The 14,672-nt window shown below is 70.3% G+C and carries 14 protein-coding genes; 1 reads left to right on the top strand and 13 read right to left on the bottom strand.

Translation table 11 applies throughout. The annotated features are described in order from the left end of the window. Positions 1 to 54: 54 nt before the first annotated feature. On the bottom strand, positions 55 to 1,416 hold the full coding sequence (locus LE548_RS32880) for an ABC transporter substrate-binding protein (RefSeq protein WP_225100659.1): 1,362 nt from the start codon (positions 1,414 to 1,416) through the stop codon (positions 55 to 57). Between the two features lie 377 nt (positions 1,417 to 1,793). Between LE548_RS32880 and LE548_RS32875 the strand changes: the two genes are divergently transcribed. Then, on the top strand, positions 1,794 to 2,591 hold the full coding sequence (locus LE548_RS32875) for a FadR/GntR family transcriptional regulator (protein ID WP_225100658.1): 798 nt from the start codon (positions 1,794 to 1,796) through the stop codon (positions 2,589 to 2,591). A gap of 237 nt (positions 2,592 to 2,828) precedes the next feature. On the opposite strand, the gene LE548_RS32870 is transcribed toward LE548_RS32875, so the two are convergent. From LE548_RS32870 to LE548_RS32815, 12 genes are all read right to left on the bottom strand, one after another. After that, complete coding sequence (locus LE548_RS32870) at positions 2,829 to 3,536, bottom strand: FadR/GntR family transcriptional regulator (protein WP_225100657.1); 708 nt, start codon at positions 3,534 to 3,536, stop codon at positions 2,829 to 2,831. After that, positions 3,527 to 4,540 (bottom strand): aldo/keto reductase, encoded by a 1,014-nt coding sequence (locus LE548_RS32865; protein WP_225100656.1) that lies wholly within the window; start codon positions 4,538 to 4,540, stop codon positions 3,527 to 3,529. The genes LE548_RS32870 and LE548_RS32865 overlap by 10 nt, the downstream gene beginning before the upstream one ends. 61 nt (positions 4,541 to 4,601) lie before the next feature. Beyond that, positions 4,602 to 5,696 carry a sugar kinase gene (locus tag LE548_RS32860; RefSeq protein ID WP_225100655.1) on the bottom strand — a complete coding sequence of 365 codons (1,095 nt, stop codon included), beginning with the start codon at positions 5,694 to 5,696 and terminating at the stop codon, positions 4,602 to 4,604. Beyond that, a complete protein-coding gene (locus tag LE548_RS32855) occupies positions 5,693 to 6,325 on the bottom strand; it encodes a bifunctional 4-hydroxy-2-oxoglutarate aldolase/2-dehydro-3-deoxy-phosphogluconate aldolase (RefSeq protein WP_225100654.1) in 633 nt (210 codons plus the stop codon). The genes LE548_RS32860 and LE548_RS32855 overlap by 4 nt, the downstream gene beginning before the upstream one ends. Continuing rightward, on the bottom strand, positions 6,322 to 7,083 hold the full coding sequence (locus LE548_RS32850; protein ID WP_225100653.1) for an SDR family oxidoreductase: 762 nt from the start codon (positions 7,081 to 7,083) through the stop codon (positions 6,322 to 6,324). Before LE548_RS32850 ends, LE548_RS32855 begins: the two co-directional genes overlap by 4 nt. Beyond that, entirely contained in the window at positions 7,080 to 8,123 is a 1,044-nt protein-coding gene (locus LE548_RS32845) for a zinc-binding dehydrogenase (protein ID WP_225100652.1), read from the bottom strand. Before LE548_RS32845 ends, LE548_RS32850 begins: the two co-directional genes overlap by 4 nt. Further along, complete coding sequence (locus LE548_RS32840; RefSeq protein ID WP_225100651.1) at positions 8,120 to 8,557, bottom strand: RbsD/FucU family protein; 438 nt, start codon at positions 8,555 to 8,557, stop codon at positions 8,120 to 8,122. Before LE548_RS32840 ends, LE548_RS32845 begins: the two co-directional genes overlap by 4 nt. Beyond that, complete coding sequence (locus LE548_RS32835; RefSeq protein WP_225100650.1) at positions 8,548 to 9,450, bottom strand: amidohydrolase; 903 nt, start codon at positions 9,448 to 9,450, stop codon at positions 8,548 to 8,550. Before LE548_RS32835 ends, LE548_RS32840 begins: the two co-directional genes overlap by 10 nt. Beyond that, positions 9,443 to 10,768 carry an L-fuconate dehydratase gene (locus LE548_RS32830; protein ID WP_225100649.1) on the bottom strand — a complete coding sequence of 442 codons (1,326 nt, stop codon included), beginning with the start codon at positions 10,766 to 10,768 and terminating at the stop codon, positions 9,443 to 9,445. Before LE548_RS32830 ends, LE548_RS32835 begins: the two co-directional genes overlap by 8 nt. A 93-nt stretch (positions 10,769 to 10,861) precedes the next feature. Further along, positions 10,862 to 11,902, bottom strand: coding sequence for an ABC transporter permease (locus LE548_RS32825; protein ID WP_225100716.1), 1,041 nt, complete (start codon positions 11,900 to 11,902; stop codon positions 10,862 to 10,864). 4 nt (positions 11,903 to 11,906) lie between these two features. After that, positions 11,907 to 13,472, bottom strand: coding sequence for a sugar ABC transporter ATP-binding protein (locus LE548_RS32820; protein ID WP_225100648.1), 1,566 nt, complete (start codon positions 13,470 to 13,472; stop codon positions 11,907 to 11,909). A gap of 47 nt (positions 13,473 to 13,519) precedes the next feature. Further along, positions 13,520 to 14,578, bottom strand: a complete 1,059-nt coding sequence (locus LE548_RS32815) for a sugar ABC transporter substrate-binding protein (protein WP_225100647.1) — start codon at positions 14,576 to 14,578, stop codon at positions 13,520 to 13,522. Positions 14,579 to 14,672 lie beyond the last annotated feature (94 nt).

The following is a 14,672-nucleotide window of genomic DNA, read 5'->3' as shown; positions in this document are numbered from 1 at the left end:
GAGCGGCGCCGCGACGGCGCCGGGCGGCAGAGCCGGCCGGGGAGTGGGTGAGGGTCACTGGGAGACCTTGTATCCGTTGGACTTGGCGTACTTGACGATGGAGTCCTGCCAGGCCGGCAGTATCGAGACGACACTCTTGCCCTGGGTCAGGCCGGGCTTGACGGTGGCGGCCCAGATCGCCTCCTGGCTGAACTGCCCCGAACCCCAGCCCGGCCAGACCTGGGAGGAGGCGGCCTTGAGGGCGCTCAGGTCACCGGCGAAGTAGCCGGAGGCGTCCTGCCCCTTCAGCCACGTCTCGGCTGCCGGCGCGTACGCGGGGAAGCCCGGCGCCTTCTCACCCTGGTAGGCGTTGTCGGTGGTGACCCACTTCAGGAAGTCGGTGGCGGCCTTGATGTGCGCGGAGTGCTGGGACAGCAGCCAGGTGCCGCCGCCGACGTTACCGGTGGACGGCGAGGTCTCCCCCTTCCACTGCGGGATGGGCGCCGCCGCGATCTGCTTGGCCGGCGTCTTGAAGGTGCCCTCGAACAGCGCGCCGCCGTACCAGGCCGGACCCGGCATGAGCAGGACCTTGTCGGCCTTGTTCTTGCCGAAGTCGGTGCTGAAGACCCCGCTGATGGACATGGACTTGTTCTTGATCAGCACGTCCATGAGCTGGGCCATCTTGGTGCAGGCCTCGCTGGTGGTGTTCACCGACACAGCCTTCGGGCCGGTGACATGGTTGGCGCCGCACTTGCTCGCCCACAGGTAGATCTCGGGGGTGAAGGAGTCGCCCGCGTCGCCCACCAGGTAGCCGGGGTGCTCCTTGGCCACCTTCTCGCCGAGCTGCTGGTACTCCTCCCACGTCGTGGGCACCGTGTAGCCGAACTTCTTCAACAGCGGCGCGTTGTACCAGAGCACGGCCTGGGAGAGGTCGTTGCGCAGACAGTAGGCGGTGCCGTCCACCGTGCAGACGTCGTTGGCGCCGCTGGCGAAGTTGGCCAGGGTCGCGGCGGGGATCAGGCCCTTGTTGAGCGGAGCGGCGAAGCCCGCGTCGACCGCCCAGGTCACCTCGTTGTTCTGGGAGCTGAACACGACGTCCGGCCAGCCCATGCCGGTGCGGTTGAACAGCTGCACCTTGGTCTGGAGGTAGTTCGAGCCGTTGGCGTCGCCGTCGTAGGTAACGATGTGCAGCTTCACGTCCGGATGCAGCTTCTGGTACAGCTTCGCGGCCGCCACACGGGTCGCGTCCACCCAGACCGTCAACGCACCGTCCTTCTGCTGCACCTGAGCGAAGCCGTCCTTGGTCGTCGTACCCGTGGCGCCGCCGCCGCAGGCAGTCAGGGTCAGCGCCGTGGCGGCCGCGCAGCCGGCCAGCAACACCGCGCGCCTCTTGCCGGGCACTCTCTCCGGGCCGGACGAAGGCTTGTCGACGGTCATGTGCCACTCCACTGGTTTCAGAAGGCGCCCCGAGCAGATGGGCAGGTGGCGCGAGGATGGGGCGACGCCAGGCCGTACCGGTCGGGCGTCCGAGACCGCAAACGGCCGTCCCGCTTGCCATCGCGGAAGAAATTAGGCGTCTTATCGAAGGATCAGTCAAGGGTTTGAGCAGCCTTCCTCTCGGCGACTTACGGCTGATGACCACGTTGACGCGGGATTATGCCCTCATTCATCACTTATTGCGCAGATTGCGGATACAACTCTGTGCTATAGATCTTCGAATAATAAGTACGACTCATTTGTGGAGTTGGGATACGATGAGCGCAGCTCCACAGCGATCAACCGCCCTCGTAGCAGTCATCCCGAAGGCAGGACAGATGAACGACACGCCCGCGACCGAAGCCGCCTTTCCGGCGCAGGCCTCTCCCCCTGCGGCAGCAGGGGTGAACGGCTCAGACGAGCGGCGTGACTACCGCCCCGGTTACGAAGTCGTAGCGGAGCGGATTCTTGAGTTCATCGCCGAGACCCGTCTGGCGGCAGGTGATCGGCTGCCCACGGAGAACGATCTGGCTCAGAGGCTGAACACCAGCAGGGCCGTGGTTCGGGAGGCCGTGAAGATTCTTTCGGCGCTCGGCCGGGTCCGGGCGCACAAGGGGCGCGGACTGTTCGTCGCGGACGACGAGGGCATGCTCGTCACCAGCCGCTGGGGCGGCTTCTTCCGCCCCGTCGACCTCGATCATGTACTTATGCTGTTCGAGTTCCGCAGGGTTCAGGAGATGGCCGCGAGCAGCCTGGCCGCCACCCGGGCCACGCCCGCCGAGCTGCGGACCATCGAGGTGGCCGTGCAGCAGTGCCGGCACGGGTTCGTCCACGGTCAGGTCGACGAGTTCAACCAGGCGGACGACGACTTCCACGGGGCCGTGGCTGCGGCCTCGCACAACGCCTTCCTCGTCAGCGCCGTGCGTGACGCGCGACGCCTTCAGCGGCAGTCCAGCGCGATCGGGATCCATGACATGTTCGGGGATGGCACCGAGTCCGCGGTCGTGGAGCACGAGGTGATCTACCGGGCCATTCGCGACGGCCGGCCCGACGAGGCGGCCGAGGCTACGGCGGCACATCTCGACAGGACACTTGAGGACTACCGGCGGGAGATCCAGCGGCGCCTGTTCGGATAGCGTCGTGTTCGGTTCCCGCCTGACCGGCTGGAGCCTGAACGACAATGCGTCCCTCGACCGAGAAAGTGAGGGCCGCCGCTTCTGGCTGGTCGTCACCAACGGACAACCGCGTCCAACTCGGCAAGGGCACCGCACCGTGGGCAGGTGGAGCCGGTGCGCGAAAGCTCAGGCGCCGGACGGACCGGGGGCTGCCACACCGTCGTAAGGTCCACGGGCCTGCCCGCGCGACATCGACGTCTACCGGAGGGGCGGGGCCTGGCCGGAGCGCAGGTGTTCTCTGAGCCACTGCTCGGTGTTGCTCACGTGCAGCAGTGCGGCGGCCTGGCTGAGGGAGGCGTCGCGGGTTGACAGGGCGTGGAAGATCGCCTCGTGCTCGGCGAGGGTCCGGCCCGCGGCCTGGGTGTCGACCAGGCCGCGCCAGATGCGGGCGCGCAGAGTGCGGCCGGAGATGCCCTCAAGGAGGGTGAGCAGGGTCTCGTTGCCCGTGGCCGTGATGACGGCGCGGTGGTAGGCGGCGTCGTGGATGTTGAGCTGCTCGACGTCGTCGCGGGCCTCGCGCATGGCGTCCAGGTGCCGCTTGACCTCGGCAAGCTGCTCGTCGGAGATCCGGGTGGCGGCCAGGGCGGTGGCGGCCGGTTCGAGGAGACGCCGCACCTCCATGAGGTCCTGCAGGGCGGCGGAGTCGCCCTGCAGCAGTTCCACCGCTCCGCCGAGCCCCTCCAGGAGCAGGCTCGGCTGCAAGCTGGTCACGTACGTGCCGTCACCCCGCCGGACCTCCAGGACCCGCGCGACGGCCAGCGCCTTGACCGCCTCACGGGCCAAGTTGCGGGACAGACCCAGCTGGGCTGCCAGGTCCGGTTCCGGCGGCAGCTTGGAACCCGGAGGCAACGCACCCGTGCGGATCAGCTCGCGGATCTGTGCTATGGCCTTGTCCGTCAGAGACACTGCGAACTCCTTCCGGGATCGTTCGCCGTGGGCACGTCCGACCTGATCAGTCCTCGGGCACGGAGATCGTCCCAGAGATCTTCAGGGATCCGCCGATCGTGGAGTTCCACGTTTCGTGCAACCTGCTCCGCATTCCGCATACCGAGGGTGATGTTGATGATACTGGGATGGGTGCGCGGGAAGGCGATCGCGGCGGCGGGCAGGGTCGTGCCGTGCGCCGCGCAGACGTCGGCGATCGCCCGGGCGCGGGCTACCAGGGCAGGCGGGGCGTCCTGGTAGTCGTACTTCATGCCCTCGGCGGGGCGGTCGCTGGAGAGCAGCCCCGAGTTGAAGACGCCCACCGCCACGACGCTCTTGCCGAGTTCCCGCGCGGCGGGCAGGACGTCGTCCAGAGCCGACTGGTCGAGGAGTGTGTAGCGCCCGGCCAGCATGACTAGGTCGGCTGCGGTCTCGCGCAGGAAGCGGGCCAGCATGGCCGACTGGTTCATACCGGCGCCGATCGCGCCGATCACCCCCTGGTCGCGGAGGTCCGCGAGGGCCGGCATGGCCTCCTCGGCGGCCTGTCTCCAGTGGTCGTCGGGGTCGTGCAGGTAGACGACGTCCAGGCGGTCCAGGCCGGTGCGTTCCAAGGTCGCCTCGATGGAGCGGAGCACTCCGTCACGGCTGAAGTCCCACTGCCTGCGCAGGTCGTCCGGCACCACGAAGCCCTCGGTGTCGCTGCCGCTCGGCTGCTCGTTGGGGACGAGCAGGCGGCCGACCTTGGAGGAGACGACGTACGCGTCGCGTGGACGGTCCCGCAGGGCGGCTCCCAGGCGTCGCTCGGAGAGACCGAGCCCGTAGTGCGGTGCCGTGTCGAAGTACCGGATGCCGGCCTCCCAGGCCGCCTCGATCGCGGCCTGCGCGTCGTGAGGAGGGGTGACACGGTAGAGATTGCCGATCACGGAGGCCCCGAAGCCGAGTTCCGTGAGCTCGACGAGGGTGTTCGTGATCTTCCGGTGTCCCATGGTCCGATGTGTCAACTGTGCTCCTCTGGTGGTGCGGTTCGGTACGGCGGCCGAGGGCCGGTCATCGTCTGACGGCGGCCGAGCCACCTGCCATGAGCGCCTCGACCTCGGCGAGTGAGGCCATGGAGACGTCGCCGGGCGTGGTCATGGCCAGTGCACCATGGACGGTGCCGTAGGCCAGAGCGCGGTGCAGGCAGGCGGCATCGAGGTGCGCCGCAGGCCTGACGCCGGCCGCCGGGCCGCCCTCCCCGCCGTCGCCCGTCAGCAGTCCGTAGATCAGTCCGGCCGCGAACGCGTCGCCGGAGCCGATGCGGTCCAGGACGTGCAGGCCGGGCATCTCGGGGCCACGCACGCAGCCGGTCCGGGCCGACCAGGCGGCCGAGGACCAGTCGTTCACCCCGGCCGAGGGCACCGTGCGCACGGTCGTCGCCAGCACCTCGGCCTGGGGCAGGCGTCCCGCGACCTCTGCGAGCGCGTCCGGCACCTCGTCCGCCTCTACCCGCAGCGCTCCTGGGTACGGTCCGGCCAGGCCCAGGGCGCCCACGACGACGTCGGCGTGGCGGGCGAGCCGCAGGTCGACCTCGCGCGCCCGGTCCGCGCCGCCCCGGCCGGCCCAGAGACTGGGGCGGTAGTTGGGGTCGTAGGAGACCGTCACACCGTGCCGCCGCGCGGCCGCCATGGCCTCGTCCGCGACGTCCACGGTGGTGTCCGACAGACCGGCGAAGATGCCGCCGGTGTGGAACCAGCGCGGGCCCGAGGAGAAGACCTCGTCCCAGTCGACATCCCTCTTGCGCAGCTGTGAGACGGCTGTGCCCGCGCGGTCGCTGACGCCCAGCGCGCCCCGGATGCCGAAGCCGCGCTCGACGAAGTTCAGGCCGTTGCGCGCCCCACGGCCGATGCCGTCCGCGGGCACCCAGCGGATCATGGAGGTGGCGACACCGCCCTGGAGGATCAGGTCCTCGACCAGCCGCCCCACCTGGTTGTCGGCCAGGGCGGTCACCACGGCGGTCCGCAGGCCGAAGCAGCGACGCAGTCCGCGGACGACGTTGTACTCGCCGCCGCCCTCCCAGACCTGGAAGGTGCGGGCGGTGTGGATCCTGCCCTCGCCCGGGTCGAAGCGGAGCATCACCTCGCCGAGGGCCACCGCGTCGATCACTGCGTGCTCCTTTCCACGGCCTCGGCGGTCAGCCGGCGGATCTCCTCGTAGTCGCCGCGCTCCAGGTGGGCGGGGGTGGCCATCCAGCTGCCGCCGACGGCGAGGACCGCCGGGTGGGTGAGGTAGGTGGCCAGGCGCGGTGCGTCGATGCCGCCGGTCGGCACGAACCGTGCCTGGGGGAAGGGTGCCGCGAGGGCGCGCAGCATCGGGACGCCGCCGAGTGGTTCGGCGGGGAAGAGCTTGACAGTGTCGAGGCCGGCCCGCAGGGCGCGCATCAGCTCGGTGGCGGAGGCGATGCCGGGCACCACCGGCACCCGCAGCTCGCGGCACTTGGCGACAACCGCCTCGTCGAAGCCGGGCGAGACGACGAAACGGGCCCCGGCCGCCACGGCACGGTCCACCTGCTCGGGCGTGAGGACCGTACCGGCGCCGACGGTCAGCCCGCCGTGGGCGGCCATCGTCTTGAGCACCTGCTCGGCGTCGGGGGTGCGGAGGGTGACCTCGGCGCACCGGGCGCCGGCCGCCGCGAGCGCGTCGGCCAGCGGGCCGGCGGTCGCGGCGGAGGGCACGGTCAGCACCGGCATGACGCGGGCGCCGTCCAGCACGGAGGCCAGGTCGGTGTCACTCATCGGCCGAGCCATCCGCCGTCGACGGGCAGGACGGTGCCGTGGACGTAGGCGGCGGCGTCCGAGGCGAGGAACACCGTGGCGCCCGCGAGGTCGTCGGCGCTGCCCCAGCGTGCGGCCGGGATGCGGTCCAGGATCGCCTTGCTGCGGACGGGGTCGTCCTGCAGGGCCTGGGTGTTGTCGGTGGCGATGTAGCCGGGCGCGATGGCGTTGACGTTGACGCCGTGCGGCGCCCACTCGTTGGCCAGGGCCTTGGTCAGTCCGGCGATGCCGTGCTTGGCGACGGTGTAGCCGGGGACGGTGATGCCGCCCTGGAAGCTCAGCAGCGACGCCGTGAAGATGATCTTCCCGTGGCCGCGCGCCACCATCGCCGCGCCCACCGCGCGGGACAGGGCGAACTGGGCGTTGAGATTGACCTGGAGGACCAACTCCCAGTCGTCATCGGGGTGTTCGGCGGCCGGGGCGCGGCGGATCGTGCCCGCGTTGTTGACCAGGATGTCCACCGGCCGCTCGCGCCCGGCGAGGTCCTCGCCCAGGGCCCGTACGGCCGCGGGGTCGGCGAAGTCGGTGCGGATCGCCTCGAAGGCACGGCCCGTGGCCAGCACGTCCTTCTCCACATCGCTGCCGGCCTCCTCCAGTGAGGCGCTGACGCCGATGACGTCCGCACCGGCCCCGGCGAGCGCACGGGCCATGGCCCGGCCGATGCCACGGCGGGCACCGGTGACGACGGCGAGCCTGCCGGTCAGGTCGAAGGCGTTCACAGGACGGCTCCCTGGGCGTCGTCGGTGCACTCCACGAGGATCTTCATCACGTCGCCGCCGCCCTCCAGGGCCTCGAAGGCCGCGGGTGCCTCGGTGAGCGGCACGACCTTGCTGATCATCCGCTCGGCCGGAACGGTGCCGTCGGCCACCAGGGTCACCGCCCGCTCGAAGTCGGCATGGTCGTACAACCGGGCGCCCACGAGCGTGAGTTCACGCCAGAAGAAGCGGTGGAGGTTCACCTCGCGCGGGCGGGCGTGGATGGCTACCAGGCACAACCGGCCGCGCACGCGGAGAACCTCGACGGCGGTGTCCACTCCGCCTTGTGCGCCGGAGACTTCGAAGGCTACGTCCGCACCGGCGTCGCCGGTCCACTGCCGGACCAGCTCGGGCATGTCGTCGGCGCCCGGATCCCAGGTGGCCAGCCCCAGCTCCTCGGCGAGCCGCCGCCGGTGAGGGCTCGGCTCGACCACCCGGACGTCGGCTCCGGCCGCCCGGGCGACCAGGGCGATGAGGATGCCGACGGGGCCACCGCCGACCACGACGGCCTTCTCGCCGTCGCGGACCTGGGCCCGGCCGACGTCGTGCACCGCGACCGCGGTGGGCTCCACGAGAGCGGCGTGGTCCAGGGGGAGGGAGCCGGGCAGCCGTACCAGGGTCGTGGCGGGCACTGTCCAGCGCTGCTGCATCGCGCCCGGGGAGTCGATGCCGATGAAGTCCAGGTGCTGGCAGATGTGCTGATGCCCCGCCTGGCAGGCCGGGCAGGTGTCGTCCCAGCGCAGCGGCATCACGGTGACCGCGTCCCCGGGCGACCAGCCCTCCACTCCTGCACCCACCCGCACGATCCGGCCGGACATCTCGTGCCCGAGGACGGCGGGCACGGCGACCCGGGCGTCCATGTCGCCGTGGAAGATGTGCAGGTCGGTGCCGCAGATACCGACGTAGGCGGGGGCGATCTCCACCTGGCCGGGGCCGGGGGGCGGATTCTCGGCGGGGGCGGTGTCCAGGGTGCGGGCGGCGAGGTAGCGGACTGCGAGTGTCATCGTGTTCTCAGGGTCCCTTCAGCGCGGACGCCGATGGTGAGCAGCAGGTTGGCGTAGGTGCGGATGTCGGCGGTGACGACGGCGAGGGCCAGGTCGGGTGAGCGGGCGGCGTCGTAGAACTCGAAGCGGCCGAGCGTCTCGACGGGGACGGGCGCCAGCATCGAGCGGTACTCGGCGATGGCCGCCGGCTCCGGCTCGCCCTCGGGCGGCACCATCACGTGCGCCGACTCGACGGGCAGAGCCCGCAGCAGGACGTCGAGCACGGTGGTGACATCCAGCAGACCCGGGGCCAGGTTGAGGTGGACGGTCCTGGTTCGCGGGCCGGTGGCCGTACTCGCCGGATAGTGGCCGTCGGCGAGCAGGACGCGGGCTCCGTGCCCGGCGCCCGCCAGGGCTTCGAGAATGCCCGGATGCAGGAGTTCGGTCAGCAGCATGGAGTGCCCTCCTTCCTTCGAGTGGGGTCGAGGCGGTAGAACGTGCTGGCGGTACCGGCGAGGACCGCCTCGGTCTCGGCGGCGGAGCAGCCGGCCAGGAGTTCCCCGACGGTGGCGGCCCACCGGTCCCAGCCGCCGGCGAGGACGCAGACCGGCCAGTCCGAGCCGAACATCAGCCGGTCGGGGCCGAAGGCCGCCAGCAGGACCTCCCACACCGGCCGGATGTCGTCGACGGTCCACTTCTCGTGGTCGGCCTCGGTGACCAGGCCCGACACCTTGCACCGCACCTGGGGATGCGCGGCCAGCCGCCGCACGCCCCGCTCCCAGTCGGCCAGGTCCTGCCGGGCGATGGGTGGCTTTCCGGCGTGATCGAGGACCAGGGGGAGGTCGGGGAGGCGTTCGGCCAGGCGGACCGCCTGGGGGAACTGGTGGCTGCGGATGAGCAGGTCGTACCCGAGGCCCCGTTCGCCCACCGCCCGCAGTCCCCGCTCGACGTCCGGGCGTTGGAGCCAGTGTGGGTCGGACTCGCCCTGCACGATGTGCCGTACGGCCCGCAGGTACCGGCCAGCTGACCCTGTCCGCAGGTCGTCGAGGACGTCGCCGATCGCGGGGGACGCCAGGTCCGCCCAGCCGACGACGGCGCCGATCAGCGGGTCGCTGTCGGCCAGGGCGAGGAGGTCACGTGTCTCGGGAACGGATGTGATGCACTGGACGACCACCGTGCTCGTCAGCCGTCGTCCGGCGATCGGCCGGGTCGCGGCCGAGCGCAGGGCGTGCGAACTGAAGTTGCGGCGGAGCGGCTCGTGGCCGGGTTCGTCCAGCCAGGGCTGCGGCCGGACGTCAAGGTTCCAGACGTGATGGTGGGCGTCGACGAGAACCTGGGCGTCAGACACGGGCCGTCCAGACGGGGCCGTCGGGGTACGCGTACTCCTTGAGCGAGTCCGGCAGCATCTGCGCGCTCAGCCCGGGCAGGGTCGGCGCGAGATAGTGGCCGTCGATGATGCGGACGGGGGCGACGAAGTGCTCGTGCAGGTGGTCGACGTACTCGATGACCCGGTCCTCGACGGTGCCGGAGACGGCGACGTAGTCGAACATCGACAGGTGCTGGACCATCTCGCACAGCCCCACACCGCCGGCGTGCGGGCAGACCGGCACCCCGAACTTGGCGGCGAGCAAGAGGATCGCGATGTTCTCGTTGACGCCGCCGACCCGCGCGGAGTCGATCTGCACGATGTCCACCGCGCCCGCCTGCAGGAGCTGCTTGAAGACAACCCGGTTGGCGATGTGCTCGCCGGTGGCGACCTTGATGGGACTGAGCGCCTTGCGGACGGCCGCGTGGCCGAGGATGTCGTCGGGCGAGGTGGGCTCCTCGATCCAGTACGGGTCGTAGGGGGCGAGGGCGCGCATCCAGTCGATCGCGGGGGCGACATCCCATCTCTGGTTGGCGTCCACGGCGATGCGGATGCCGTCGCCGACCGTCTCCCGGGCGGTGCGCATGCGCCGTACGTCGTCCTCCAGCGACGCGCCGACCTTCAGCTTGATCTGGGTGAAGCCGTCGGCGACGGCCTCGCGGGCCAGGCGGGCCAGCTTCTCGTCGGAGTAGCCGAGCCATCCGGGCGTGGTGGTGTAGGCCGGGTAACCGCGCTCCAGAAGCCGCGCGATCCTCTCCTCGCGGCCCGGCTCGGCACGGCGCAGGATGTCCAGGGCCTCCGCGGGGGTGAGGGCGTCGCTGAGCCAGCGGAAGTCGACCTGCGCGACCAGGTCCTCGGGCGACATGTCCCCGAGGAAGCGCCACACCGGCTTGCCCGCGCGCTTGGCCGCGAGGTCCCAGGCGGCGTTGACCACCGCGCCGGTGGCCATGTGGATGGCGCCCTTCTCCGGTCCCAGCCAGCGCAGTTGGGGATCGTGCACGAGGGAGCGGGAGAACGCGCCGAGATCATCGCAGACCTCCTCCACCGGCAGGCCGACCACATGCGGGGCGAGGGCCGCGATGGCGGCGGCCTGCACGTCGTTGCCGCGTCCGGTGGTGAAGGCCAGGGCGTGGCCCTCCAGCCCGTCGCCGGCGTCGGTGCGCAGGATGACGTAGGCGGCCGAGTAGTCGGGCTCGGGGTTCATGGCGTCCGAGCCGTCGAGGTGTTCGGAGGTGGGGAACCGCACGTCCAGGACGTCCAGGGCGGTGATGCGGGCGGATGAGGGCACGGTGGAGGACATGGCGGCAACTCCTGTGAGGGGCAAGGGGAATCGGTCCCCTCGCGACGAGACGTGAACGCGGCGGAGGTCGGGCGGCCGGTGGGGCCGCCCGGGTCACTCCTGGACCTTGCCGCCGGTGATGCGGGAGATCGCGAGGGCGACCAGGATGATCAGTCCGTTGAGGGCGCCGATCCACTGAGCGGGGACGCCCCCCAGCGTGAGCACGTTCTGGATCATGAAGAGCAGCAGGATGCCGCAGAACGCGCCGAACATGGTGCCCTTGCCGCCGTTGAGGCTGATCCCGCCGATGACGGCGGCGGCGAAGACGGTGAAGATGTAGCCGTTGCCCTGTGCGGAGGCGACCGAGGCCAGGCGTCCGGACAGCATCAGGCCGGCGAGGGCGGCGAGCACGCTGCCGGTGACGATCACGGTCCACAGCACCCGGTCGGTACGGATACCGGCCGCCTTCGCCGCGTCGACGTTGCCGCCGATGGCGTACAGGGAGCGGCCGAAGCCGGTCCAGCCGAGCACCACGATCGCGATCGCGAACAGGACCAGGCAGATCCAGATGGAGGCGGGCATGCCGAACCATTCGGCGGTGCCGATGTAGAGCATCGACTGCGGCAGCTGGAAGAAGGTCTGGCCGCCGGAGATGCCGGTGAGGATGCCGCGCAGGACGATGAGCATGCCGAGGGTGACGATGAAGCCGTTGAGGCCGAAGCGGATGATCAGCAGGGCGTTGATCACTCCGACGAGTGCGCCCACGGCGAGGGTGAGGGGGATCGACCAGGCACCCGGGAGCAGGCCGAGTCCGTGTCCGGCGCCGGCCGGGACGACGAGCCAGGCCGCGACGCCGGGCGCGAGGCCCATGGTGGACTCCAGCGACAGGTCCATCTTCTTGACGATCAGGATCATCGTCTGGGCGAGGACCAGCAGGGCCATCTCGGACATGGTCTGCAGGACGTTGATGAGGTTGTCGGGCTGCAGGAAGACCGGGTTGACGATCTGGCCGACGATCGCGATGACGACGATCGCGGGGACGAGGGCGAGGTCGCGCAGGCGGGCCAGGGGAATCCGGCCACCGAGCAGCGCGGTGCGCCTCGGCTTGGGTTCCGCGGCCTCGGCGGCTGCGTCCGCGAGGACGGTTTCAGGCATTACTTCAGGCATTCAAGTCCACTCCTTCCATCGCGGCCACGAGTTCGTGGTCGTGCCAGCCGCGGGCCATCTCCGAGGTCACCCGGCCCTGGAACATCACCAGGACCCGGTCGCACATGCGCAGGTCGTCGAGTTCGTCGGAGGCGATGAGCACTCCGGTGCCGGACTCGGCGGTTTCCTCGACCTTGCCGAGGAGGAACTCCTTGGAGCGCACGTCCACACCCGCGGTCGGGTTGATCAGCACCAGCAGGCGCGGGTCGTCCGCCAGGGCGCGGGCCATGACGACCTTCTGCTGGTTGCCGCCCGAGAGTGCGGAGACGGGCAGTTCAGGTCCCGGCGTCTTGATCGCCAGCTTCTCGATCATGTTGCCGGCGAGCCGGTCCCGCCGGTCACGGCTGAGGAAGCCGTTCCTGCCCAGCCGGTGAGGAACGGACAGCGTGGCGTTGTCCGCGATCGACATGTCGGGCACGAAGCCTTGGTGGTGCCGGTCCTGGGGGACGAACCCGGCGCCCGCGGCGAGCGCGGCGGGCACGCTGCCCGGCCGGGGTCGCCGCCCGGCGATCTCCACCTCGCCCGCATGGGCCGCCCGCAGTCCTACGACGGTCTCGGCGACCTCGGTACGACCACTGCCGGCGGCACCCGCGAGTCCGACGATCTCCCCGGCGCCCACCTGGAAGGTCACATCACCGTAAGCGCCGTCACTGCCCAGCGCCTGCACGGACAGCGCGGGCGTGGCGGCGCGGTCCAGGGTGCTCGACCGCACCTGCAGCCGGTCGGCCGCCGCCTCGCCGGTCATCGCGGCGACCAGTTCGGTGCGGGCAAGCTCCGCGACCGGCGCGGTCACGATGTGCCGGGCGTCGCGGAACACCGTCACCATGTCGCAGATGTCGTAGACCTCCTGGAGGTGGTGGCTGATGAACAGGAAGGTCACGCCCTGGCGCTGCAGGTCGCGGATGCGGTCGAAGAGCCGGTTGATGGCCGCACCGTCGAGCTGGGCGGTCGGCTCGTCGAGGATGATGAACCGGGCTCCGAAGGACAGCGCCCGGGCGATCTCCACGAACTGCCGCTGCTCCACGCTCAGCTCACCGGCCGAGGTCTGCGGGTCGACGTCCACCGACCACGTCGTCAGCAGCTCCTGCGCCCGCCGGCGCAGAGTCTGCCAGCTGATGAGCCGGCTGCGGCCGTGGTCATGCCGGTTCAGGAAGAGGTTCTCGGCGACGGTCAGGGTGGGGATGATCGTCGACTTCTGGTAGACGCAGGCCACGCGCTCGCGCCAGGCGTCGCGGTCCGCGAGTCGCGGTGCGGGGCTGCCGCCGAAGGTGACCGTTCCCTCGTCGGGGGCCTGCAGGCCGGTGAGGACCGACACGAGCGTCGACTTGCCGGCACCGTTGCGGCCGACGAGCGCGTGGGTCTCGCCGGGCCTGATGGTGATCCGGGCGCCGTTGAGGGCCACCGTCGGACCGAATCGTTTGACTATGCCCGTCGCCTCGACGACGGGCGGGCCCACCTGGGATCGTCCGTCGTCCGCCGGGGCGGGCGCGGGGCTGACTGCTCGCTCCCCGTCGCTCATCACAACCGCCTTGTATTCGTTAGCCGTTGGGTGACTGACAGGGCAGGTCAGCCGAGGCTGTTGCCCCACAGGGAGCTGTCGGTGCTCTTGACGCTGGACACGCCGCCATAGGTGCCGCCATCGGCGGTGACCAGGGGGGCGGAGAGCTGGTCCTCCAGCAGACCCTCGCGGACCTGGATGATGGTGCTGTTGTGGTCGGTCTTGCCGGGCTTGAACGTCTTCCCGTCGATCGCTGCCTTCAGGTAGTACAGGGCGTACTTGGCGTACAGGTCGGCCGGCTGGGAGACGGTGGCGTCGATGTTGCCGGCCGCGATGTCCTTGAGCTCCTCGGGGATGCCGTCATTGGACACGATGAAGACGTGCTTCTCGTCCTTCGGGCCGACCAGCAGGCCCTTCTGCTTGAGTACCTGGAGCGTGCCGGACAGGGCGAAGCTGGACTCCATGTAGACGCCCTTGATGTCCGGGTTGGCGGTCAGGTCGGTCTGCAGCTTCTGCGCGGCCACCGCGCCGTCCCAGTTGGTGGCCTCACCGAGCACCTTGATGCCGGGGTAGTTCTTCTTCATGCAGTCGTTGAACGCCTCGGTGCGGTCACGGCCGTTGATCGAGTCGAGGCCGCCCTCCAGCATGACGACCTTGCCCTTGCCGTTCAGCTTCGTGCCGAGGAACTGGCAGGCCTTCTCGCCGTAGGCGCGGTTGTCGGCCCGCACCACCATGAACACCTTGCCGCTGTCGGGGCGGGTGTCGATGGTGACGACGGGGATCTTCTTCGCCTCCAGCTGCGCCAGCGTCGGCGCGATGGCGGCAGTGTCCTGGGGCGCCATCGCGATGCCCTTCACACCCTGGCTGATGAACGTCTGCGCGTTGGCGGTCAGTTTGGCGACGTCGTTCTGCGAGTTCGTCGTCTTCAGCGACAGGCTCAGCTGTCCGGCGTACTTGGGCGTGTACTTGATGTACGAGTTCCAGAAGTCGGTGTCGGAGCGGGGGTAGTCGACGCCGACCAGCGGGGAACTGCTCGACGAGGCGGTGCCCGAGCCGCTGCAGGCGCTGAGCAGCGCCAGGGCGGTCAGGGCTGAGGCGGTGGAACAGAGAGCAGCTCTGAGTCTCATCAGTACTTCCTCGCGCTTGTCCCGGAGCGGGAGTTGGTGTGCTGGGTGACAGCGGTGTGCCGCCACATCGAAGACATGGGATGTATGTATAGGC

It is taken from the genome of Streptomyces sp. CoH27, assembly GCF_020181035.1.
Lineage (GTDB): Bacteria > Actinomycetota > Actinomycetes > Streptomycetales > Streptomycetaceae > Streptomyces > Streptomyces camelliae.
Note: the sequence above shows the minus strand (reverse complement) of the source record. Positions and strands in the feature narration are given on the sequence as shown.

Bases quoted from the DNA above. Each gene is read 5' to 3' on its own strand.
- LE548_RS32840 (WP_225100651.1), bottom strand. From the start codon at position 8,557: ATGCTGCTGACCGAACTCCTGCATCCGGGCATTCTCGAAGCCCTGGCG.
- LE548_RS32865 (WP_225100656.1), bottom strand. From the start codon at position 4,540: ATGGGACACCGGAAGATCACGAACACCCTCGTCGAGCTCACGGAACTC.
- LE548_RS32855 (WP_225100654.1), bottom strand. From the start codon at position 6,325: ATGAGTGACACCGACCTGGCCTCCGTGCTGGACGGCGCCCGCGTCATG.
- LE548_RS32875 (WP_225100658.1), top strand. From the start codon at position 1,794: ATGAACGACACGCCCGCGACCGAAGCCGCCTTTCCGGCGCAGGCCTCT.
- LE548_RS32815 (WP_225100647.1), bottom strand. From the start codon at position 14,578: ATGAGACTCAGAGCTGCTCTCTGTTCCACCGCCTCAGCCCTGACCGCC.
- LE548_RS32880 (WP_225100659.1), bottom strand. From the start codon at position 1,416: ATGACCGTCGACAAGCCTTCGTCCGGCCCGGAGAGAGTGCCCGGCAAG.
- LE548_RS32830 (WP_225100649.1), bottom strand. From the start codon at position 10,768: ATGTCCTCCACCGTGCCCTCATCCGCCCGCATCACCGCCCTGGACGTC.
- LE548_RS32825 (WP_225100716.1), bottom strand. From the start codon at position 11,902: ATGCCTGAAACCGTCCTCGCGGACGCAGCCGCCGAGGCCGCGGAACCC.
- LE548_RS32845 (WP_225100652.1), bottom strand. From the start codon at position 8,123: ATGACACTCGCAGTCCGCTACCTCGCCGCCCGCACCCTGGACACCGCC.
- LE548_RS32820 (WP_225100648.1), bottom strand. From the start codon at position 13,472: ATGAGCGACGGGGAGCGAGCAGTCAGCCCCGCGCCCGCCCCGGCGGAC.